The 21489-nt window shown below is 67.4% G+C and carries 21 protein-coding genes; 12 read left to right on the top strand and 9 right to left on the bottom strand.

Annotated features, from left to right (window positions below; translation table 11 throughout):
• Positions 1–87 precede the first annotated feature (87 nt).
• From ACYCAX_RS06905 to ACYCAX_RS06890, 4 genes are all read right to left on the bottom strand, one after another.
• Positions 88–408: a DUF2025 family protein gene (locus ACYCAX_RS06905; protein WP_015476960.1), complete on the bottom strand. Its 321-nt coding sequence runs from the start codon at positions 406–408 to the stop codon at positions 88–90.
• A gap of 307 nt (positions 409–715) precedes the next feature.
• The gene (gene ubiM / locus ACYCAX_RS06900; protein ID WP_294978713.1) at positions 716–1888 is read right to left on the bottom strand and encodes a 5-demethoxyubiquinol-8 5-hydroxylase UbiM; all 1173 of its coding nucleotides are present in this window, start codon (positions 1886–1888) and stop codon (positions 716–718) included.
• Positions 1889–2025: 137 nt separating this feature from the next.
• Positions 2026–2868, bottom strand: coding sequence for an IclR family transcriptional regulator (locus ACYCAX_RS06895; RefSeq protein ID WP_015476958.1), 843 nt, complete (start codon positions 2866–2868; stop codon positions 2026–2028).
• Between the two features lie 319 nt (positions 2869–3187).
• A complete protein-coding gene (locus ACYCAX_RS06890) occupies positions 3188–3958 on the bottom strand; it encodes a GntR family transcriptional regulator (RefSeq protein ID WP_015476957.1) in 771 nt (256 codons plus the stop codon).
• A gap of 157 nt (positions 3959–4115) precedes the next feature.
• Between ACYCAX_RS06890 and ACYCAX_RS06885 the strand changes: the two genes are divergently transcribed.
• The 8 genes from ACYCAX_RS06885 (at position 4116) to ACYCAX_RS06850 (ending at position 11471) form a co-directional block, all read left to right on the top strand.
• Positions 4116–5615 carry a class I adenylate-forming enzyme family protein gene (locus ACYCAX_RS06885; RefSeq protein WP_015476956.1) on the top strand — a complete coding sequence of 500 codons (1500 nt, stop codon included), beginning with the start codon at positions 4116–4118 and terminating at the stop codon, positions 5613–5615.
• A complete protein-coding gene (locus ACYCAX_RS06880) occupies positions 5612–6385 on the top strand; it encodes a citryl-CoA lyase (protein ID WP_460247667.1) in 774 nt (257 codons plus the stop codon). Before ACYCAX_RS06885 ends, ACYCAX_RS06880 begins: the two co-directional genes overlap by 4 nt.
• 78 nt (positions 6386–6463) lie before the next feature.
• A complete protein-coding gene (locus ACYCAX_RS06875; RefSeq protein ID WP_015476954.1) occupies positions 6464–7417 on the top strand; it encodes a VOC family protein in 954 nt (317 codons plus the stop codon).
• Between the two features lie 67 nt (positions 7418–7484).
• The gene (locus ACYCAX_RS06870; protein ID WP_460247666.1) at positions 7485–8153 is read left to right on the top strand and encodes an alpha/beta hydrolase; all 669 of its coding nucleotides are present in this window, start codon (positions 7485–7487) and stop codon (positions 8151–8153) included.
• Positions 8150–9214: a maleylacetate reductase gene (locus ACYCAX_RS06865; protein ID WP_460247665.1), complete on the top strand. Its 1065-nt coding sequence runs from the start codon at positions 8150–8152 to the stop codon at positions 9212–9214. Before ACYCAX_RS06870 ends, ACYCAX_RS06865 begins: the two co-directional genes overlap by 4 nt.
• 14 nt (positions 9215–9228) lie before the next feature.
• The gene (locus tag ACYCAX_RS06860; protein ID WP_294978731.1) at positions 9229–9930 is read left to right on the top strand and encodes an NIPSNAP family protein; all 702 of its coding nucleotides are present in this window, start codon (positions 9229–9231) and stop codon (positions 9928–9930) included.
• Between the two features lie 87 nt (positions 9931–10017).
• The gene (locus tag ACYCAX_RS06855; protein WP_015476950.1) at positions 10018–10914 is read left to right on the top strand and encodes a SphA family protein; all 897 of its coding nucleotides are present in this window, start codon (positions 10018–10020) and stop codon (positions 10912–10914) included.
• 47 nt (positions 10915–10961) lie between these two features.
• Positions 10962–11471, top strand: a complete 510-nt coding sequence (locus tag ACYCAX_RS06850) for an antibiotic biosynthesis monooxygenase (protein WP_460247664.1) — start codon at positions 10962–10964, stop codon at positions 11469–11471.
• Between the two features lie 160 nt (positions 11472–11631).
• Here the strand turns inward: ACYCAX_RS06850 and zapE are convergent, their stop codons facing one another.
• The 5 genes from zapE to ACYCAX_RS06825 form a co-directional block, all read right to left on the bottom strand.
• Positions 11632–12717, bottom strand: a complete 1086-nt coding sequence (gene zapE / locus ACYCAX_RS06845) for a cell division protein ZapE (protein WP_041711915.1) — start codon at positions 12715–12717, stop codon at positions 11632–11634.
• Positions 12707–13312 (bottom strand): protocatechuate 3,4-dioxygenase subunit alpha, encoded by a 606-nt coding sequence (gene pcaG / locus ACYCAX_RS06840; protein ID WP_015476947.1) that lies wholly within the window; start codon positions 13310–13312, stop codon positions 12707–12709. The genes zapE and pcaG overlap by 11 nt, the downstream gene beginning before the upstream one ends.
• 12 nt (positions 13313–13324) lie before the next feature.
• Positions 13325–14044: a protocatechuate 3,4-dioxygenase subunit beta gene (pcaH, locus tag ACYCAX_RS06835; protein ID WP_460247663.1), complete on the bottom strand. Its 720-nt coding sequence runs from the start codon at positions 14042–14044 to the stop codon at positions 13325–13327.
• Positions 14045–14161: 117 nt separating this feature from the next.
• Entirely contained in the window at positions 14162–15091 is a 930-nt protein-coding gene (gene pcaQ, locus ACYCAX_RS06830) for a pca operon transcription factor PcaQ (RefSeq protein ID WP_015476945.1), read from the bottom strand.
• Positions 15092–15097: 6 nt separating this feature from the next.
• Positions 15098–15967, bottom strand: a complete 870-nt coding sequence (locus tag ACYCAX_RS06825) for a helix-turn-helix domain-containing protein (RefSeq protein WP_041712547.1) — start codon at positions 15965–15967, stop codon at positions 15098–15100.
• A 120-nt stretch (positions 15968–16087) separates the two neighbouring features.
• Between ACYCAX_RS06825 and pobA the strand changes: the two genes are divergently transcribed.
• The 4 genes from pobA (at position 16088) to ACYCAX_RS06805 (ending at position 21470) form a co-directional block, all read left to right on the top strand.
• On the top strand, positions 16088–17272 hold the full coding sequence (gene pobA, locus ACYCAX_RS06820; protein WP_015476943.1) for a 4-hydroxybenzoate 3-monooxygenase: 1185 nt from the start codon (positions 16088–16090) through the stop codon (positions 17270–17272).
• A 315-nt stretch (positions 17273–17587) separates the two neighbouring features.
• Positions 17588–17986 (top strand): sigma-70 family RNA polymerase sigma factor, encoded by a 399-nt coding sequence (locus ACYCAX_RS06815; protein WP_015476942.1) that lies wholly within the window; start codon positions 17588–17590, stop codon positions 17984–17986.
• A gap of 147 nt (positions 17987–18133) precedes the next feature.
• Entirely contained in the window at positions 18134–20041 is a 1908-nt protein-coding gene (locus ACYCAX_RS06810; RefSeq protein WP_015476941.1) for a di-heme-cytochrome C peroxidase, read from the top strand.
• A gap of 274 nt (positions 20042–20315) precedes the next feature.
• Positions 20316–21470 carry a catalase family protein gene (locus tag ACYCAX_RS06805; RefSeq protein WP_294980834.1) on the top strand — a complete coding sequence of 385 codons (1155 nt, stop codon included), beginning with the start codon at positions 20316–20318 and terminating at the stop codon, positions 21468–21470.
• Positions 21471–21489: the final 19 nt, after the last annotated feature.

Here is a 21489-nt window from a genome sequence, read left to right as displayed (position 1 = left end):
GTCAGCCGAAGGCCGAACGCAACGAGCGGAGCAGCGCCGGAGAGATGCGAGGCCGACCGGCGCAACCGGCCACCCCGCCGCCGAGACTTACTTCAGGCGCCGTTCCGCTACGATTTCCGGCAGGTCGGTGCGGCGCAGGTAGGTGAGCAGCGCATCGCCGAAGTTGAGGCGGTCATTGATGTTCTGCGCGACGAGAATCTCCAGGCATTCACGGCTCAGAGTCATGAGCGTACCCGTCCCTAACGTCCAGACGAACTCGCACGCTGGCCGGATGCTGTCCTCGACCACGTCCATGCCGAAGGAGTCCTCGCTGAAACGCACGATGTACTTGCCCGTCTTGCGGTTGAAACCGACGAAGCCGCACAGGCCGTCGGCGGCCGCGCAGATGTCGCTGGAAGAGATGGCCATGATGCCCCCTGGATCGGATTGTTATGGTTTTCGCACGCAGGAGGAGCCGCTCTGACGGCGGCTGGATCGTTCATTTTGCCCCACACCGGCGCGAGGCCGACTGTCGCAGCGAACGGCTTTCGTGGGAGCGAGCATGCTCGCGAACCGCCCAAGGCCGAAGTCACCGACAATAACCGTTCGCGGTTGTACGCCCTGCGTTTTCGACGAATTACCGTGTAAAGCTCGTTGGGATGGCGTGGAGCGATGGTCGATGACAGAGCACGCTCCCGTAGGAGCGGACTCCGTCCGCGATGCTTTGCTCGGGCCTTTATGCCCCCTGCGCCAGATGCCGCGCGATGACCTGCCGCAGCGGCGGCAGGCCCTGCGCCAGGCGCAGGCCGGCGTTGCGCAGCAGGCGCGCCGGCGGACGCGGGTCGGTGTACATGCCGACGATCAGGCGCGTGGCCTGGTACAGCGGCCAGGTCGCCAGGCGGTGGGCCGTGGCGTAACGGCGCAGCGGCCAGGCGCCGCCGATGTCGCCGCCGCGCCGATGGGTGGCCAGCACTTCCGCGGCGAGCCGGCGCTGGCTCTGCAGGCCGAAGTTGAAACCGTGTGCCGTGACCGGATGCATGCCGACGGCGGCGTCGCCGATCAGGGCGCTGCGCGGGCCGGCGAAGCGGTCGGCGAAGACCCCCACCAGCGGATAGCTATGGCGCGCGCCGAGCAGTTGCATCGCACCCAGGCGGCGGTCGAAGCGCCGCTCCATCTCGTGGGCGAACGCCGCCTCGTCCAGTTCCAGCAGCGGCGCCATCTCGCGCTGCGGCAAGGTCAGCACCACCGAAGAGCGGTCGCCGTTGATCGGCAGCAGCGCCAGCGTCTGGCCGTAGCCGAACCATTCCCAGGCCACGTTGTGGTGCGGCCGTTCGTGGGCCATGCGGCAGACCATCATGGTCTTGCCGAAATCCTCCATGCTCGCGCCGATGCCGAGCATCCGCCGCGTCTCGGAGAAGCGGCTGTCGGCGGCGACCAGCAGGCGCGCATGCACCTGGCTGTCGTCGTCCAGCGTCAGTTGCGCGCCGTCGCGCTCCATCCGCAGCGAGCGCAGCGCCCGGCCGCAGAGCAGCGAGACATCCGGGCATTCCTGCACCGCGTCGAATGCCGCGCGACGGATCACCTGGTTGGAAACGAAGTAGCCCAGCTGCTCGGCACCCGCCTGCCCTGCCTCGATACGCAGCGCGAACAGCGACGGCCCGTTGAGCACCTGGGCATCGCGCAGCGGCGAGACGTCCTGCTGATCGATGCGCGACCACATCCCCAGCCGCTGCAACTCGGCGCGGGAGGCATGGGTCAGGGCGATCTCGCGGCCGTCCTCGGCCGGCTCGGCCAGGCAGGCCTGCGGCTGGCGCTCGATCAACAGGATCGACAGGCCGTTGCCGGACAGCGAGCGGGCCAGACAGAGCCCGGCGGGGCCGGCGCCGACGATGGCGATGTCCACGTGCATGGGTGACTCCTTTCGCGGGGATGGGCGGTCCCGAAGTCTAGGTTGGCCGCCCGTCGGTTTCGTTGCCGTGGATCAGTCCGGCGTGGCACCGCGCCTGCGACTGCACGGCGCACACCTCCGAAGAGGCACGCCGTCGCTCAGTGGAACAGCCGGGTGCTCAGCTCGCGGCTGGCTTCCAGCAGCACCGGCAGGAAGCGGGTTTCCAGCTCCTGGCGCGACACTCGTCCGGCATGGGTGCCAACGTTCAGCGCGGCCAGCACCTGGCCGGCGGAGTCCTTCAGCGGCACGGCGATGGAGCGCAGGCCGACTTCCAGTTCCTGGTCGATGATCACCCAGCCCTGCCGGCGGATCTCGGCGATGCTCGAACGCAGCATCTCCGGGGTGTGCACGGTGCGACTGGTCTTCACCTGCAGGTCGGCGTGGGACAGGTAGTCCTCCAGTGCCTCGTCGTCCAGCCCGGCGAGCAGGATGCGGCCCATCGAGGTGCAATAGGCCGGCAGCCGGCTGCCGACGCTGAGGTCCACGGAGATCAGGCGCTGCGGCGTCGCGGAGCGGGCGATGTAGAGGATTTCGTCACCCTCCAGGGTGGCCATCGAACAGGCCTCGTGCAGTTGCTCGCTCAGGCGGTCGAGGATCGGCTGGGCGGTGACCGCCAGCGGCGTGGACGACAGGTAGGCGTGGCCGAGGGTCAGCACCTTGGGCAGCAGCGAATAGGTGCGTCCGTCGGAGGTGACGTAGCCCAGTTTCATGAGCGTGTGCAGGCAGCGGCGCACGGCGGCGCGGGGAATCTCGGTGCGGTGGCTGATCTGCGCGATGGTCAGGTGGCGCTTGCGCTCCTGGAAGGCATGGATCACCGCCAGGCCACGGGCCAGCGAGGTCATGAAATTCGGATCGCCGGTAAAGGCCTCGATACGCCTGGCCGGCGAGGCGACGATCGGCGGCGCGAGGGGCGGCAGGCTGGCGCGGGGGGAGTCGGTCATTCCTTGTTATTCCTGACGGGCGGGCTCTGGCCGATTGTCGATACGACTGAGCGATTATCGCAACCGGAATGACCGATTACCGCACAAAGTATGACCGCGAAGCGTCTGTTCCGTGCGCTTCGCGATCGCCGGGATAGCCGCTTCGCAACGACGCTGCCGGCAGGTCCATGAAGCGAGCCTCAGAGTCCTATTCCGGGAACACCGTATTCGGGCCTTTCGGTGGTAAAAACGACCCAAGGGTCTGTCGCCCTCCGACCCGGGCATCACCCCGGGCAAGCCTTTTCCGCATGGCACGGAAGGCAGTGGCGGGACGCTCTTCTCACATGGCCGACGAGGACAACTGGAACGACATCGAATAGCTGAAGCGGCTGGCCGGATGCATCCCGGTGGTCACTTCGATGACCCGGTCGCGAACGAAATAGGTCCGGATGATGCGTAACCCCGGCGATCCCCTGGGCACTTGCAGCAGGTCGGCCGCCGCGCCCTCGATCAGCACGCCCTGGATCTCCTGCTCGACGCGGGTGACCTTGATGCCGTAGCGCTCCTCGATGAGCGTGTAGACCGGCACATCCATGCTCGGGCTGATCCCCGGCAGGTCGCCGTAGGCCGCGTCGACGTAGATGTCGACCAGGGCGATCGGCTCGCCGTCGTCGTCGGCGCTCAACCGCGTACCGTTCAGGTGCAGCCACCGCCCCCCGGCCGCACCGCGCAGGAGTTGGGCGTGCTCGGCCCCGGCCTTGAGGTCCTGGCGGCCGGTCATGCGGAAGCGGGTGCCCTGGGCATAGCGGACCAGGTCGGACAGGTTGTCCATCGACTGGGTGTAGCGGGACTGCGGCCGGCTCGCCACCACCGTGGTGCCCACCCCGGCCTGCCGCGTCACCAGCCCCAGCGCGCAGAGTTTCTGGATCGCCTGGCGCACCGTGTAGCGGCTCAGGCCCCATTTGGCGCACAGCTCGGCCTCGGTCGGCAGCAGTTCGCCGATCGCCGGCTGGCCGTTGCGGATGTCCTGCATCAGGCTGCGGGCAAGGTCGAGGTGGCGTGGCGCGGGCGCGCTCAGCACGTCGTCGTCGAGGTCGTGCGAGGTTTTCATGGCGTGGTCAGGGCCTTTCGGAGGGCAATGGAATGCCACCGATGATAACGCGGCAAAAGGGCATTGACATGAATATTCGAATGTTCGAACATTTGAATCAACGAAGCCCATCCGGCTTTTGTCCTGGGATCACCAGCCGCCACCCGCAGGAGCCCGCATGTACCCGATCCACTTTCTCTGGCGCTCGGCCGAGCGTTTCCCCCACCGCACCGCGCTGATCGGCACGAGCGGATCGCTGACCTTCCGCGAACTGGCCGATACCGTGCTGGCCCGCGCCTCGGTACTGACCGCACTCGATCCGCTGCCCGGCAGCCGGGTCGGCATAGCCGCGGCGAACAGCGTGGACCACCTGCTCGCCCTGCTCGCCGTGCTGGCCGCCGGCAAGGTCTGGGTGCCGCTCAACCCGCGCAATGGCGACCCGGAACTGCGCCGCATCGTCGAGTTCGCCGAGCCTGGCCTGGTGCTCGCCGACGAGTCGATGGCCGCGCGCCTGGCGGGCATCCCGGCGCGTCTGGAGCTGCTCGACGTGCTGCAGCGCAACGCCGCCGTGGCCGTCGAAGCGGCGATGGGGCCTCGCTCGCGGGGCGGCGTGTCGCTGGAATACGCCCAGGCCATCAAGTTCACCGGCGGCACCACCGGCACGCCCAAGGGCGTCATCCAACCGCTGCGGGCCTGGAACACCAACATCGTCACGCAGATCCATGAGCTCGGCCTGACGCCGGACGACCGCTATCTGGTCGCCGCGCCGATCACCCACGGCACCGGCACCTACATGCTGCCGCTGCTCGGCGCCGGCGGCGCGCTGGTCTTCCCCGACGGCAGCGGCCCCGCCGCCCTGCTGGATGCGGCGGCGCGGCACCGGGTGACGATCTTCTTCGCCCCGCCGACGCTGATCCAGTCCCTGGCCGAGGAGCAACGCCACGCACCGCGCGACCTCTCCAGCCTGCGCTACCTGGTCTACGGCGGCGCTCCCATGCGACCGGAACAGATCTGCGCCGCGCAGGCGGTCTTCGGCCCGGTGCTGTGCACCTCGTACGGGCAAACCGAAGCGCCGCAGATCATCACCTTCATGCCGCCGCAGGAGATGCACGGCGACAACCTCAGTTCCATCGGCCGGCCCTCGCTGCTGACCCAGGTGGCCATCGTCGATGCCGAGGGCCATCCGCTGCCGGTGGGCGAGGAAGGCGAAATTGCGGTGCGCGGCGACCTGGTGATGGGCGGCTACCTCAATGCCGAGGAGGAAACCCGCAAGACCCTGGTCAACGGCTGGCTGCGCACCGGCGATGCGGGCGTGTTCGACGAGCGCGGCTTCCTGTTCCTGCGCGACCGGCTGCGCGACGTGATCATCACCGGCGGTTTCAACGTGTACCCCAGCGATGTCGAGGTAGTGCTCTCCTCGCACCCGGCGGTAGCCGACTGTGCGGTGGTGGGCATCGCCGATCCCAAGTGGGGCGAGGCGGTGCATGCGGCGGTACGCCTGCGCAACGGCATGCAGGTCAGCGCCGACGAACTGATCGGCCTGGTCAAGCGTGAACTGGGCTCGGTGAAAACGCCCAAGCACATCCACTTCTTCGACGTACTGCCGCAGAGCGCCGTGGCCAAGATCCTCAAGCCGGCGGTGCGCGAAGCCATCCTGAAAGCGAGCCAGGCATCATGAGCACTCAAGCCCCGCGCACCCAGCTGTGCAGCCACGGCCCGGACGCCATCCACTACCGCGACGCCAATCTGGTCGACGAGCTGATCGGCAAGGCCGGCTTCGTCGAGGTGTTCCTCCGCCAGACCTTCGGCCGGCAGCCCAGCGCCGCCGAACTGACCATCGTCGATGCGGTGCTGGTGACCCTGATGGAGCATGGCCTGACGCCCAGCGTGATCGCCGCGCGGATGGTCTACTCCAGCTCCCCGGAAAACCTCCAGGCGGGTGTCGCCGCCGGCCTGCTGGCCGTGGCCAGCCGCTTCGTCGGCACGATGGAACCCGCCGCCGGGCTGCTGCGCCGGATAGTGGAAGCCGGTGAGCAAGGCGCCGCCGAAGCCCGGCGCATCGCCGCCGAGCACCGCGCCCAGCGCCAGCCCGTTCCCGGCTTCGGCCACCACCTGCACCGGCCCGACGATCCCCGCGCCGTTGCGCTGCTCGAACTGGCCGCGCGGACCGGCACCTTCGGCCGCCACTGCGAAGCGCTGCAGGCGCTGGCCGGCGCGATCGACGAAGCCGCCGGGCGGCACATCACCATCAATGCCACCGGCGCGGTGGCCGCCCTGCTCGGCGACATCGGCGTGCCGCCGGAGCTGATGCGTGGCTTCGCCGTACTCAGCCGCGCCGCCGGGCTGGTCGCCCACATCGCCGAGGAGCAGCGCGAACCCTCGGGCCGTTTCATCTGGGACCTGGTCGACCAGGCGATGAGCACCGCAGAACACTCCACCGATCACTGAGGAAAACCGCCAAGCCCTCGTGTGCAGTACCAACCTGACTTGGCCACCGACAACAATAAAATCATGAGGAACCCCATCATGAATGCGGCAATTCAGCGTCACCACCACATCACCCTGAGCGTGGGTACTGCCCAGCAGGACTACGACTTCCACACCAAGGTCCTGTCCCTCAAGAGCGTCAAGAAGACCCTGATCTACGACGGTTCCAAACCCTTCTACCACCTCTACTACGGCAACGACGTGGGCGAGGAAAGCACCCTGCTGACCTGCTTCCCGGTCGCGCACTTCGGCCGCAAGGGCCAGCGCGGCAACGGCCAGATCAACACCATCAGCCTGTCGGTGCCGGCGTCCAGCATCGGCTTCTGGGCCAGGCGCCTGGCCGATCACGGCTTCGAGGTGAAGCGCAGCGAGCGCTTCGGCGAGCAGGTGCTGAGCTTCGCCCATCCCTGCGGCATTCCCTACGAGCTGATTGGCATCGCCGACGATGACCGCACGCCCTACTCCAACGGCGAAGTCCCGGCCGAGCTGGCAATCCGCGGCCTGCACACCATCGTCATCAACGCACCGGCGATGGAGCCCTCGCAGGAGTTCATGATCGACGCCTGGAGCGCCGGCGAAACCGCCCGCGACGGCAAGTTCACCCGCTTCCAGTTCGGCGACGGCGGCTCCGGACGCTACGTCGACTTCGCCCTGGAGTCCCGCCTGCCGCAGGCCAGTTGGTCGTACGGCGAGGGCACGGTGCACCACTGCGCGTTCCAGGTCGCCGACCACCTGGTGCAGGACGCGGTCAAGCGCCGCCTGGAGGGCCTTGGCTTCACCGACACCTCCGAGCGCAAGGACCGCGGCTACTTCGAATCGATCTACGTGCGCACCCCCAGCGGCGCGATGTTCGAGGCCACCGTGTCGAAGCCCGAAGGATTCCTGATCGACGAAAGCTACGAGAACCTCGGCGCGGAAATCATGATCGCCCCGCAGTTCAACCACCAGCGCGAGGAAATCCTCGCCTCGCTGGAATCGCTGAAATACGACTGACGATCCGTTCCCGCGGCCGCCATCACGGCGGCCATGCCACGGCTGGTCGGCAGCCCGGAGAAGCGCAATGGCACAACCCAACCCTCACCTCGAACCGCCCGTCCGGGTCTTCGGCGCCGCTCCGCACGAGGCGCGCCTGGCAGTCATCCTCGTGCATGGCCGTGGTCAGTCGGCGGAGCTGATGCAACAACTGGTGATCGAGCGTTTCGGCCGCGCCGACCTGGCCTGGTTCGCCCCCACGGCGGACAGCGGCAGTTGGTACCCGGAGCGCTTCATCGCGCCGCTGGAAACCAACGAGCCGCGCCTGTCCCAGGCCCTGGAACGCCTGGAGCGACTCTCCGCGCAGTTGGTGGCACAGGGCTTCCCCTATTCCTCCCAGGTACTGATGGGCTTCTCCCAGGGCGGCTGCCTGTGCTGCGAGTTCGCCTGGCGCAGTGCCCACCGCTACCGCGCGCTGGTGAGCTTCACCGGCGGCCTGATCGGCCCGCCCGGCCTGCCGCGCGATACCGTCCGGCCGGCGCTGCGCGACCTGCCGGTGCTGCTGTCGAGCTGGGACGACGACCCCCATGTGCCGCCGGAAAGCGTGCAGGAAAGCGCCGCGCTGCTGCGCGCCGCCGGCGCCGAAGTCCACCTGCACATAGAGCCGGCCTTCGAGCACGGCATCCGTGACACCGAGATCGGCTACGCGCGCAACCTGCTGGACGCCGAGCCACTGCATCAGGAAACCCGACCATGAGCATCCAGGCCTTCCTCCATGACGAGCCCGCTTCGCGGGTGATCTTCGGCCGCGGCAGCCGCGAGCGGATCGTCGCCGAACTCGATGCCCTCGGCGCCCAGCGCGCCCTGGTGCTGACCACCCCGGACCAGACCGCCCTGGGCGAGCGCATCGCCGGCCTGCTCGGCGAGCGCAGCGCCGGAGTCTACGGCGGCGCGGTGATGCATGTGCCGCGGGAGGCCGCGAGCAAGGCCATCGAGGTCGCCCGCGAAGTCGGCGCAGATGCCTGCGTGGCGGTCGGTGGCGGTTCCACCATCGGGCTGGCCAAGGCCATCGCCCTGGAATCGTCGCTGCCGATCCTCGCTCTGCCGACCACCTACGCCGGCTCGGAAATGACCCCGCTGTACGGCATCACCGAAGGCGGCGAGAAGAAGACCGGCCGCGACTGGAAGGTCACCCCGCGCACGGTGATCTACGACCCCGAACTGAGCGTCGGCCTGCCGCTGGCGATCAGCATCAGCAGCGGCATGAATGCCATCGCTCACGCCACCGAAGGTCTCTACGCACACAACGCCAGCCCGGTGCACAAGCTGATGGCGGAAGAAGGCATTCGCGCCCTGGCCGCCGCCCTGCCGGCACTGCAGCGCGCCCCCGGCGACCTCGATGCCCGCGGCGACGCGCTGTACGGCGCCTGGCTCTGCGGCGCGGTGCTCGGCCGCGTGCAGATGGGCCTGCACCACAAGCTCTGCCACGTGCTTGGCGGCAGCTTCAACCTGCCCCACGCCGAGCTGCACACGGTGATCCTGCCCCATGCCCTGGCCTACAACGCCGAGTCCGCGCCGCAGGCGATGCAGGCGCTGGCCCGCGCCCTGGGCAGCGAAGATGGCATCGCCGGGCTGGTCGCCCTGGGCCGCCGACTGGAGGCGCCGCGCTCGCTACGCGAGATCGGCATGCCCGCCGACGGCCTGGACCGCGCCGCCGATCTCGCCGTCGCCGCGCCCTACCCCAACCCTCGCCCCCTCGACCGCGCGGCGCTGCGCGCGCTGCTGCAGCGTGCCTTCGACGGCGTCGAGCCCCGTTGAGCGTGGAGACCGCCATGCTGATCGAATACCGCGCCTATACCCTGCACCTGGGTGCCGAGGAGCTGTTCTGGGAAGCCCAGCGGGAACGGGGCGAACACGGTCTGCGACCGATCTTCGAGCGCCTGATCGGTGCCTTCGCCACGCGCAGCGGCCCCACGGACCAGGTCGTCAGCCTGTACCGCTACGACAGCTTCGAGGACTGGCACAGCCGGCTCTACGGCATCTACGGGCAGACGCGCCTGCAACCATATTTCCGCGTGATCCGCCCACTCATCGCGCGCCAGGAGAGCAAGTTCCTGCTGCCCGCGCCGCTGCCCGAACTGACCCCGCACTGGGGCAACGGCCAGGACTGGCTGCCAGCCCAGGGCGCGCTGTTCGGCGCGGACAGCCTGGTCGAGCAGACCACCCTGAGTTTCTCCGCGGGCGGCGTGCCAGCCTGCTGGGAGGCCTTCCGCCAGCACGCCCTCGATGACGACCCGGTGGCGCTCAACGGCGTATTCGCCGCCTTCAGCTCCATCGCCGGCGCACTCAACGAGGTACTGATCTACCGCCGCTTCCCCCATCTCGAGGCGCTGCGGGAACACCGCCAGCAGCTACGCCATTCCTCCGCCTGGACCAGCTTCCTGCGCAGCCTCGCACCGCTGACCGTCGCCAGCGACGTGCGCCTGCTGGAACCCTCGCCGGTAGCGGACATGGCACCGCTGTTCGCCCACTAGCCCGCCACGCCACCGCCCGCCATTGCCAACGCCGGGCGGAGGGACGCACGCGTCCCGACCACCGATCAATGTCAGGAGACAATAACAATGAAAGCCTGCACCTTCTCCCGCTCCACCCTGCTGCTCGGCCTCTTCGGCATCACGCCCCTGGCCTTCGCCACCGAAGGCGGCGGCACCGTCTACGCGCCGGGCGTCAACGGCTTCGGTTGCTGCGCCCTGCCGCCGCCGGGCACCTACATGATGGTCGACGTGCAGCACTACCGCGCCGACGAACTGAAGGGCAACGACGGCCGCAGCGTGCCGGTGCAGGGCTTCAAGGTCCGCGCCGACGCCATCGCGCCACGCTTCATCTGGGTCACCCCGCAGGAACTGCTGGGCGGCACGCTGGCGCTGCACACCATCGTGCCGGTAGTCACCCTCGACGTCTCCGCCGGCGGCCACTCGCAACGCAACACCGGCGTCGGCGACATCGTCTTCGGTCCCTCGATCGGCTGGCACCACTCGCCGAACCTGCACACCGTGGCGGCCATCGATTTCTTCGCGCCGACCGGCGAATACGACAAGGACGACCTGGCCAACATCGGCCGCAACTACTGGGCGACCCATCTGGTCGGCGGCATCTCCTGGATCGACGCGAAGGGCTTCAACGCCGACGCCAAGGTGATGTACGGCATCAACGCACGCAACGACGACACCGACTACCGCTCCGGCGACGAATTCATCGTCGACTACGCCGCCGGCTGGGCCTTCGGCAACGGCTGGACGGTGGGCGTGGGCGGCTACTTCTACCAGCAGATCACCGACGACGAGCAGGACGGCCACACCGTGCGCGACAACAAGGGCGCCGCCCGCGCCATCGGCCCCTCGGTGCGCTACGACAGCGGCCAGGGCTGGTTCCTCACCGCCAAGGCGTACCAGGAAACCGGCGTGCGCAACCGCGCCGAGGGCGACACGCTGTGGCTGCGCGCCGTGTTCCCGCTCTAGGAGACAGCAATATGCACGATGCCGTGACCCTGCTCATCCGCCACTAGGTGACGCCGCAACACCGGGACGACTACGAGGCCTGGATCCGCGAGATCTCCAACGCCTCGCGGCAGTTTCCGGGGCACATGGGCGTGGCGATCATTCGCCCGCACGGCGCCCAGGCGCCCTACTCCCTGGTGCTGCGCTTCGATACCCACGAACACCTGCGGGACTGGATCGAGTCCCCCACCCGCCAACGCCTGGTGGAGCGCGCGCGGCCGTGGTTGCAGTCCATCGAGGAAGGCGAGATCGAGACCGGCCTGGAGTTCTGGTTCACCCCCTCCCGGCTGGCGCCGCTGCACGCCCGTCCGTTCAAGCAGTTCCTGATCACCCTGTCGGCCATCTACCCGCTGACCCAGTTGCTGCCGTGGATACTGCATCCGTTGCAGAACTGGATCGCGCCGCTGCGGGAGCCCTGGCTGTTCGGCCTTCTGGTCGCGACCGTCCTGGTGCTCCTGATGGTCTACCTGGTGATGCCCCGGTATACGCGGTTCGCCGCCCGCTGGCTGTTCAGTTGAGCGGGCCCGGAACGGCGCGATTCGCGCTTCACTGCGTCGCCCCTTGCCATCCTTCGCCCTCTCGGTGAGCAACGGCGAGGAAGACCTCGCCGGCGCGAAGAGCAACCTCGGCGCGGACAGCGAGCTTGCTCGCGAACAGACACCCCAATCGAGGCCACACTCAGGAGGATGACGCCGACAACGGCTCCCGCTTCAACTGCCGCAACCGGCTCAGCGTCCGCGCAAAGTCCGCCGCCGCCCCGCCCGCGGCCAGTTCTTCCAGCGAAACGGCGGCGAACAGTTGCAATCTCAACTGGCGGTCGTAGGCGATGTCGATGAAGTTGAGGAAGCGCATGCTCACGTCCGGCGGATAGTCCGCCAGCGGGCCGAGGCCGCTCACCGCCATGCGCGGGTAGTGCTCGATCAGCCACAGGTAGTCGCTGGCCGAGCGCGGGCGTTCGAACATCTCGCTGAAATCCATCCACGCACAGTGATCATCGTGGGCATGCACCTTCAGCGGGTGGTGATTGACGCTGAGCACCTCGTCGAACTTCGCGTCCGCCGCCAGCCCCAGTCGGGAGCCGATCAGCTCGAGGTCATCGGCGCGCGCCGGCCAGAGGAAGCTGCCCCACTCTTCCAGCGAACTGCTGTGCTCGCGGTAGTCCTGCCCGGCATCCACCGAAATCACGTCGAAACGCTTTTCGATCAGCTCGATGGCCGGACGGAAACGTTCGCGGTACAGCGGGTTCGGGCAGAGGTTTTCCGGCTGGTAGTTGGACGTGCAGACCAGGCCTACGCCTTCGTCCACCAGCACCTTCAGCATACGCCCCAGGAGCATGGCGTCGCCGATGTCGTGGACGTGGAATTCGTCGAAGCACAGCAGTCGGGTTTCTTCGGCGATGGCGCGGGCCACGCGCACCAGCGGGTCGGACTGTCCGGTGATCGCCAGCATGCGCCCCTGCAACTCCTGCAGGAAGGCGTGAAAGTGCACGCGGCGCTTGGCCTGGGTCGGTGCGGCGGCGAAGAACTGGTCCATGACGAAGCTCTTGCCGCGCCCTACGCCGCCCCACAGGTAGACGCCCGCCACCGGCTTGCGCAGGAAGCCGTGGCGGCCGGCGAGGAAGTCGTCGAGCCAGGTGGCGAGGTGATCCACCGCCGCCATCTGTGCATCGTCCGCTCGGTAGCCGCGCTCGTCGAGCGCGGCGGCGAAGTGCCGCCGGACACGGTCGGCGACCGGTTCGGCGGATGTCTCGAGGTTAAAAGTCAAAGAATACCGTTTCCGCATCACCCTGAACGCGGATATCAAACCGGTAAGCGAGCTTCCCGTCCACCTCGCAGCGCTTTGCGATGAGCGTTTGCCGACGCTCGTGCTGCTCGATGAGGTTCAAAACCGGATCCACGGAGTTCGCCTCTGCTTCATCTTCGAAGTACAGGCGGGTCTGCAGATGAATGTTAATGCCACGGGCGAACAGCGAGACGTTGATGTGCGGCGCCATCGGCACGCCGGCGGCATTCTTCACCACGCCGGGTTTGATGGTGCGCACCTGCCATTCGCCGGCATCGAAGGTGGTCGCCGTGCGGCCGAAGCCGTTGAACGGCTTTTCCAGGTCGTAGACGCTGTCGTAGCGGCCTTCATGATCGGCCTGCCACAGCTCCAGGAAGGAGTCACGGATCAGGTGGCCATTACCGTCGTACACGTTACCGATCAGCACGATGTGTTCGCCGGGCGCACCAGGCTTGGCCATTTCGCTCCAGATTTCCTGGTCGCGGGCCGGGTTGCCGGCGGCGGCCAGGGCGAGACCGATATGGACGTAGGGGCCGGCGGTCTGCGAGGGGGTTTCCGGCAGCAGTTCGATAGGCATGGTCGGTCCTCCTCACTTGTTCTCGAAATGGGTCTTGCGTTGGCCGCGCAGCACGATGTCGAAGCGGTAGGCCAGGCAGTCCATAGGGTTGGCGTTGCTCATGTCGAGCTTGGCGATCAGCGTCCGCACCGCGTCCGGGTTGGCGATGGACTTGACGATGGGGCACATCGGAATCAGTGGATCACCCTCGAAATACAGCTGGGTGATCAGCCGCGTGGAGATCGACGGGCCGCTGATGGAGAAGTGGATGTGCGCCGGGCGCCAGTCGTTGGGACCATTGCGCCAGGGGTACGGGCCGGGCTTGACGGTGCGGAAGCAGTAGCGCCCCTCGCTGTCGGTGATTGCCCGGCCGACACCGCCGAAGTTGGGGTCCAGCGGCGCCAGGTAGCGGTCGTTCTTGTGCCGGTAGCGACCGCCGGCGTTGGCCTGCCACATCTCCACCAGGGTGTGCGGCACGGGCTTGCCGTACTGGTCCATGACCCGGCCGAAAACCAGGATGCGCTCGCCAATGGGTAGGCCGCCGTGGTTGAAGTTGAGCAGCAGATCGCTGTCGTGTTCGCCCATCTTCAGGTGCGAGAAGTCCGGGCCGCTGGTCTCGGAGATCGACTGGGGAATGCTCACCAGCGCCTGACGCGGGGAGCGGGTGATGGAGGTCTTGTAGTCGGGGGTGAAGGCCTTGGGGTGCCAGTTTCGGTCACGAATGACGAAGCGGCTGTTCTCCGCGTCGGACATGTCGGTCTCCTTTTTTTGGATTTATAGGAGCCTGTTGCATCAGGCAGTGCGGCGGAGTGTCGCCCGTCTGCCCGGCGCGGAACATTGAAAAGATGCCCGGAATCCATAACCAATTGGTTATGGATACATCCCCTCGCGATACGCCTCGCCTACCTCGCGCAGCACCTCCAGGCACCAGTGCGCACCGAGTGACAGCGGCAGCGTCGAGTTGCTGCACACCCCCACCGAACCGCCCGGCTCCTGCACGTCCAGCGGCAGCTCGAGCATCTCGCCGGCACGCAGGTCCAGGCGCACCGAATCCAGCGGAGCGATCCACAGCGCGTCGCTGCTCAACACATAATGGCGACTGAGCACCGTGGACAGGGTTTCCAGTCGCCGGCGCGGCTGGCCGAGGCCGCTCTGCACCAGCAGGCTGTCGGCGGACTTGCGGATGGTGGTGCCGGCCAGAGGCAGCACCAGCGGCCAGTCGTCCAGCGCCGAGGGCGGCAGCGGTCGGCCCAGCAGCGGGTGGCCGGCGCGGGCCACCAGGGTCATGGACTCGCTGTACAGGTGCTCGAAGGCCAGCCCCTGGATCTGCGGACTTTCGGTCATGCGGCCGACCACCAGGTCCAACTCGCCGACCCGCAGTTGCGACAGCAGGTGAGCACTCGGCCCGGTGATCACGCTGACCACCAGCGCCGGATGCCGCTCGTGCAGGCGCCGCACCACTTCCGGCATCAGCAGGCTTTCCACGGTGGAGAGCACGCCCAGCCGCGCCACGCTGGAGGCGTACTCGCCGCCGCGCAGGCTGTTCACCCCGTCGCGCAGCGCCTGCACGCAGGGGCCGGCGTAGCGCAGGAAGGCCACGCCCGCCTCGGTCAGGCTGGCGCCGCTCTTGCCGCGCACGAACAGGCTGGCGTCAAGCAGGTCTTCCAGCTCCTTCAGCGTCTTGGAAATCGCCGGCTGGCTCACCGCCAGCGCATCCGCGGCGCGAGCCAGACTGCCCTGCCGGGCCACTTCGAGGAAACACACCAGGTGGCGGAACTTGATACGCGAATCGATATTCATGGCGGCTCAACGCGGCTGGCGGAACGCGCGGGGCGAAACCCCGGCGTAGCGCTTGAAGAATCGGGAGAAATACGCGGGCTCGGAAAAGCCCAGGCTGTCCGACACCTGCTGGATGGTCATGGCGGTGTACACCAGGTGGCGCTTGGCCTCCAGCAGCAGACGCTGGTGGATCATCTGCAGCGCCGACTGCCCGGCCAGGCGCCGGCACAGGGCGTTCAGGTGCGCGGCGCTGATGCCCAGCGACGCCGCGTAATGCTCGATCGGCCGGTGCTCACGGAAGTCGCGCTCCAGCAGGCGGGCGAACGCCTGCACGTGCTCGATGCCACGGTCCTGTTGGCTGGCCTCGGCACGGGACTGCTCCAGCGCCCGGCGGCCTAGCCAGACCAGCAGCACGTTGAGCAGCGATTGCAGCATCAGGTCGCGACCCGGCGCCTGCCCGGCATACTCGCGGTCGATGGATTCGAACAGCGAGTCCAGGTGGTGCTTGTCCTCGCCCACCGCGAAACACGCCGGCTGTTCCAGCACCGCGCTTTCCAGCACGCGGCCGAGCTGTTCGGCCAGCGGCAGGCCCATGCTCAGCACCCAGCCCTGCACGTCCTCGGCAAAGCGGAAGCCATGCACCGCCAGCGCCGGCGTGACCTGCAGCGAGGCCTCGCGAACGGGCAGCACCCGCCCCTCCACTTCCAGCTCCGCCTCGCCGGAGTGCACATAGAGCAGTTGCACCAGGTCGCCGTGGCGGTGCGGGCGGATTTCCCAGTCGTGCAGACGGCTGCGCGAGGCGATGGATTCGCAGTGGATCAGGTCCGGCGTCGGCCAGGCGGTGGTCTCGCCATACAGGCGGAACACCGGGACCGGAGTATCAGCACGTTGTTCGATCACCGCCCACATCCATGAAAAGTCCAAGAAGACTGTTGGAAATTACCTTCAAAGCCCAATCCAATCCACAAAAAATGCAGGTGACAAAAACAACAGGCCCACTCGACAAGGACCTCCATCATGAAAACCCAGGTTGCCATCATCGGCGCCGGCCCGTCCGGCCTCCTGCTCGGCCAGCTGTTGCACAAGGCCGGCATCGACACCGTCATCCTCGAACGCCAGACCCCCGACTACGTACTCGGCCGCATCCGCGCCGGGGTGCTCGAGCAGACCACCGCCGACCTGCTGCGCGAAGCCGGCGCGGGTGCGCGCATGGACGCTGAAGGGCTGCTGCACGACGGCTTCGAACTGGTCCTCAACGGCCGCCGCGAGCGCATCGACCTCAAGGCCCTCACCGGCGGCAAGCAGGTGATGGTCTACGGCCAGACCGAAGTCACCCGCGACCTCATGGAAGTCCGCGCCGCCAGCGGCGCCATGAGCGTGTACGAAGCCGCCGACGTGGAGCTGCACGACGTCACCGGCGAGGCGCCCTACGTCACCTTCACCCACCAGGGCGAGCGCGTGCGCCTGGACTGCGACTACATCGCCGGCTGCGACGGCTTCCACGGCGTGGCGCGGCGCACCATCCCGGCCGAACGCCTGAGCGTCTTCGAGCGCGTCTACCCGTTCGGCTGGCTCGGCCTGCTCAGCGACACCCCGCCGGTCAACCACGAACTCATCTACGCCAGCAGCGAACGCGGCTTCAGCCTGTGCAGCCAGCGCTCCGCCACCCGCAGCCGCTACTACCTGCAGGTGGGACTGGAAGAAAAGGTGGAAGACTGGTCCGACCAGCGCTTCTGGGACGAACTCAAGCGCCGCATTCCCGAAGACGCCGCGCGCCAGTTGGTCAGCGGCCCCTCGCTGGAAAAAAGCATCGCCCCGCTGCGCAGCTTCGTGGTGGAGCCGCTGCAATATGGCCGCCTGTTCCTCGTCGGCGACGCCGGCCACATCGTCCCACCCACCGGAGCCAAGGGCCTGAACCTGGCGGCCAGCGACGTGAACACGCTGTACCGCATCCTGCTGAAAGTCTACGGCGAAGGCCGTACCGCGTTGCTGGAGCAGTACTCGCCCATTGCCCTGCGACGCATCTGGAAGGCCGAACGCTTCTCCTGGTGGATGACCTCGATGCTGCACCACTTCCCCGAGAACGACGCCTTCACCCGGCGCATGCTGGAGACCGAGCTGGACTACTTCGTCGGCTCCGAGGCCGGACGCACGACCATTGCGGAAAACTACGTGGGGTTGCCGTTCGAGGACGTGATCTAACGGCGAAGCGCCGCCCTTATTGTAGGAGCGAGCTTGCTCGCGAACAGAGCTTGCCCGGCACTCCGCTGCCATGCGGTTCGCGAGCAAGCTCGCTCCTACGAAGAGCAACCCGGAGCCGCGTCTGAATAGTGCGCACAACCATTGCCGGGATGAAGGAAAGCCGAGGCAGGAAGCACTGCGCACCCCACCATCTATCCTTACCCTCCACACGCAGCCCCGCTCGCCGCGACACCGCCGGAGACCACCATCGACCAGGACGAAGCCAACTTCCTCAGCCACCTGCTCGCCGAAAGCGGCGACGGCGACCTGCGCGCCTTGGCTACCCTCTACCGCTGCACCGCCCCGCGCCTGTACCCGTTGGCGTTGAAACTGAAGACCGATCAGGCGGACGCCGACGCCCTGCTGATCGACACCTTCCTCCACGTCTGGACCGACGCCGACGGCTACCACCCCACCCGCAGCGCCGCGCTGGACTGGATGGTCGCCCTGCTGCACCAGCGCGCCGGCCTTCCGCCGACCGCTCCCAGCGACGAACCCTGGCCGGAACTGCCGCCGCCGGACGAACTCTGGCCCGCCATCCGCGCCCGTCTGCCCGACGATGAGGACGACAGCCGCAGCCTGCGCTGGCCGCTGATCATCGCCTGCGTGCTTGGCGTGCTGATCGGCGTACTGCTCAGCCTCAGCCTGCTGTTCGACCTGCGCCCGGTCCATTAGCGCTGTACCCACCGAGCCCCAGCCCCTCAAACCGACACCACCCCATAAAAACCCTGGTCACCGTGCGCCATCACCTTGCCAATCCGCCACGCACTTGGCATAAACGTCCGAATCTCTTTCGCACATATAACTAACAAGGAAGTCTCGATGCGCATTCTCGGACGCGTCCTACTTGCAGTCCTGTTGCTGCTTCTCCTGATCGGCGCCGTCATCGCCTGGTACACCGCGCACCCCAACCTGCCGCAGTACACCCCGCCGGAAAAGATGATCCACCTCGACCAGTGGACCCAGGCCGACCGCGAAACCTACTACTACACGCCCCAGGGCACCCAGGTGAAAGGCCTGCGCTACGACTGGTTCACCCACCTCGAACAGCCCTTCTCCCGGGACAAGTTCGCCAGCCCCGAGAACCTCGCGCGCTTCGGCTTCCTCATCGAGCCCGAGCAGATCGGCCGCGACGCCGACGACACCCGGGCCGCCAATGCCAGGAACCCCGGCAACCTGCCGGTCGGCTTCGCCCGCCACCAGGACGGCGAGACCGGCGCCTGGTACCTCGACATCACCTGCTCCGCCTGCCACACCGGCGAGCTGCGCTACCAAGGCACCGCCGTGCGCATCGATGGCGGCGCGGCCATGCACTCCATCGCCTCCACCGTGCCCACCCTGCGCGGCGGCGCCTTCGGCCAGGCGCTGGGCGCCAGCCTCGGGGCCACCTACTACGTACCGTGGAAGTTCGACCGCTTCGCCAAGGGCGTGCTGGGCGACCGCTATCCCAAGGGCAAGGCCGCGCTCAAGCGCGACGTGCGCAACGTCCTCGGCACCCTGCTCTCCACCGCCTGGAACGACACCCACCGCGGCCTCTATCCGACCCTCGAAGGTCCTGGCCGCGCCGACGCCTTCGGGCGCATCGCCAACAGCGTGTTCGGCGACGGCATCGACCCGGCCAACTACCGCGTCGCCAACGCCCCGGTGAACTATCCGCAGGTCTGGGACATCTGGAAATTCGACTGGGTACAGTGGAACGGCTCGGCCATGCAGCCAATGGCCCGCAACATCGGCGAAGCCCTCGGCGTGGGTGCCACCCTGCGCATGTTCGAAGGCGACGGCAAACCAGTGATGGGCGATGAGCGCTACGCCTCCAGCGTGCGCCTGCGCGACCTCTACACCCTCGAGGAAACCCTCAAGCAACTCAAGCCGCCGACCTGGCCCACGGACGTCTTCGGCGAAATCGACCTGAAAAAAGCCTCCCAGGGCCGCGTCCTGTTCCAGGCCAACTGCGTCTACTGCCACGGTCCGCACGTGAAGGAACCCGGCGCACCGGACTACATCGCCCCGGCACGGGTGCCCGAGTGGCGCATGAAGATGGTCCCGACGAAGGAGATCGGCACCGACCCGACCACCGCCGACAACATCGCCGACAACACCTTCGACGTCCGCGCGCTGAAGCTCAAGCCTGAAGAACTGCAAGGCATGAACGTCCACCTCTACCCGCAGAGCGACACGCCGCTGGACCTGTCGAAGATCTCCGCCGCCAAGGGCCTGGCCTACGTCACCGCCTTCGTCGAACAGCGCGCCTACCGCGACGCGCACATCAGCCCGGAGCAGCAGCAGGAAATGAACGGCTACGGGCTGCCCATCGGCGTGCAGGAGCTGCGTGCCTACAAGGCACGCCCGCTGGACGGCATCTGGGCCACCCCGCCCTTCCTGCACAACGGCTCGGTGCCCAACCTGTTCCAACTGCTCTCCCCGGTGGCCGAGCGCGACAGCCAGTTCTGGGTCGGCACCTTCGAGTACGACCCCAAGTACGCCGGCTACCGCACCGAACGCTTCCCCGGCGGCTTCCTCTACAAGACCAGCATCACCGGCAACGGCAACGGCGGCCACGAGTTCCGCGACGGCTGCCGCAAGGACGGCGCCATCGGCCGCGCTCTCACCCCGGAAGAACGCTGGGCGCTGGTGGAATACCTGAAGGTGCTGGGCAACCCCGAGTACGAAAGCAAGCTTGACCCGAACGTCCCCACCCAACCGTGGACACCCGGGCCGAAGTGCGAGTGAGGCTTCGCTTTTCGTAGAAGCGAGCTTGCTCGCGAACAAATTCCCCGGCAGCACCAAGTGAAGCAGGTTCGCGAGCAAGCTCGCTCCTACAAGAAGAGCAGGCCTCACTCCGAACCAGCGCTCCACCCCCTCTCCCCTTGGGAGAGGGCCGGGGTGGGGGCAAGCCCCCGCTCCGATCCATCCAGCAGTCCCCTCTCTCCAGAAGAGAGGGTCAGGGAGAGGGAAGCCCCTGAAGCCCTCTCCATAAAAAGAGAACACGAAAGGACCCCGTGCCATGCGCTCCCTGCTCACCCGAACCTGGCTCTTCCTCGGCAAACTGCTCGGCCGCCTGCTGCTCGCCGTCGCCGCCATCGGCCTGCTCGGCTGGGGCATCGGCAGCCTCTACTACGCCTGGAAATTCTCCGGCCCCGTCTCCGCCCAGGAAGAAATCCCGCCGGGCGAAGCCCAGCTCACCCAGGCCATCATCGAAGACGCCGTGCGCATCGTCGAACAGCACCGCGACAACACTCGCGTATTGCGTGACGCCCACGCCAAGGCCCACGGCTGCGTGAAGGCCGAAGTCACCGTCAGCAACGACCTCGCCCCCGGCCTGCGCCAGGGCGTGTTCGCCGAACCGGGCAAGAAATGGCAAGCGATGGTGCGTTTTTCCAACGGCAACGCCTACCCGCAGTTCGACAGCACCCGCGACGCCCGCGGCATGGCCATCAAGCTGCTCGACGTCCCCGGCGCCAAGCTGATGCCCGGCAAGGGCCACGACACCGAGCAGGACTTCGTCATGTTCAACCACCCGGTGTTCTTCGTCCGCGACGTCGCCGAATACCGGCAGAACTTCGCGGCGCAAGCCAGCGGCCAGAAAGTCGCCGCCTTCTTCCCCAGCTGGAAGCCCGGCACCTGGGAAATCCGCCACCTGGTCATCGCTCTGCAGACCCTCGCCCCCGCCCCCGACAGCCCCCTGCAGGCCGGCTACAACGGCATCGCCCCGTACAAGCTGGGCGAGGAAAACAACATCAAGTACCGCGTCATCCCGCAGAGCGCAGGCTGCCCGGCCTACGAGCTACCCCAGCTCAACGAAAAGCTCCCCAACTTCCTGCGCACCGCCCTGTACCAGCAACTCTCGGTCGACCGCGTACCCGCCTGCTTCGCCCTGCAGGTGCAGAAACAGGACCCGAGCAAATACATGCCCATCGAAGACACCAGCGTCGAATGGAGCGAAAAGGACGCGCCCTTCCAGACCGTCGCCACCGTCAGCATCCCACCCCAGGACTTCGACAGCCGCGAGCAGAACCTCGCCTGCGACAACCTCTCCTACAATCCCTGGCATGCACTGCCCGAGCACCGGCCGATTGGCGGCATCAACCGGCTGCGCAAGGCGGTTTACGAGGCGGTGAGTGTTTATCGGCATCAGCGCAATGGGGTGGAAGGCGAGTGATCTTCAACTATTGCGCGAG

The sequence above is a fragment of the Pseudomonas sp. MT3 genome (assembly GCF_054720805.1).
This window is presented reverse-complemented; position numbering and strand designations above follow the sequence as displayed.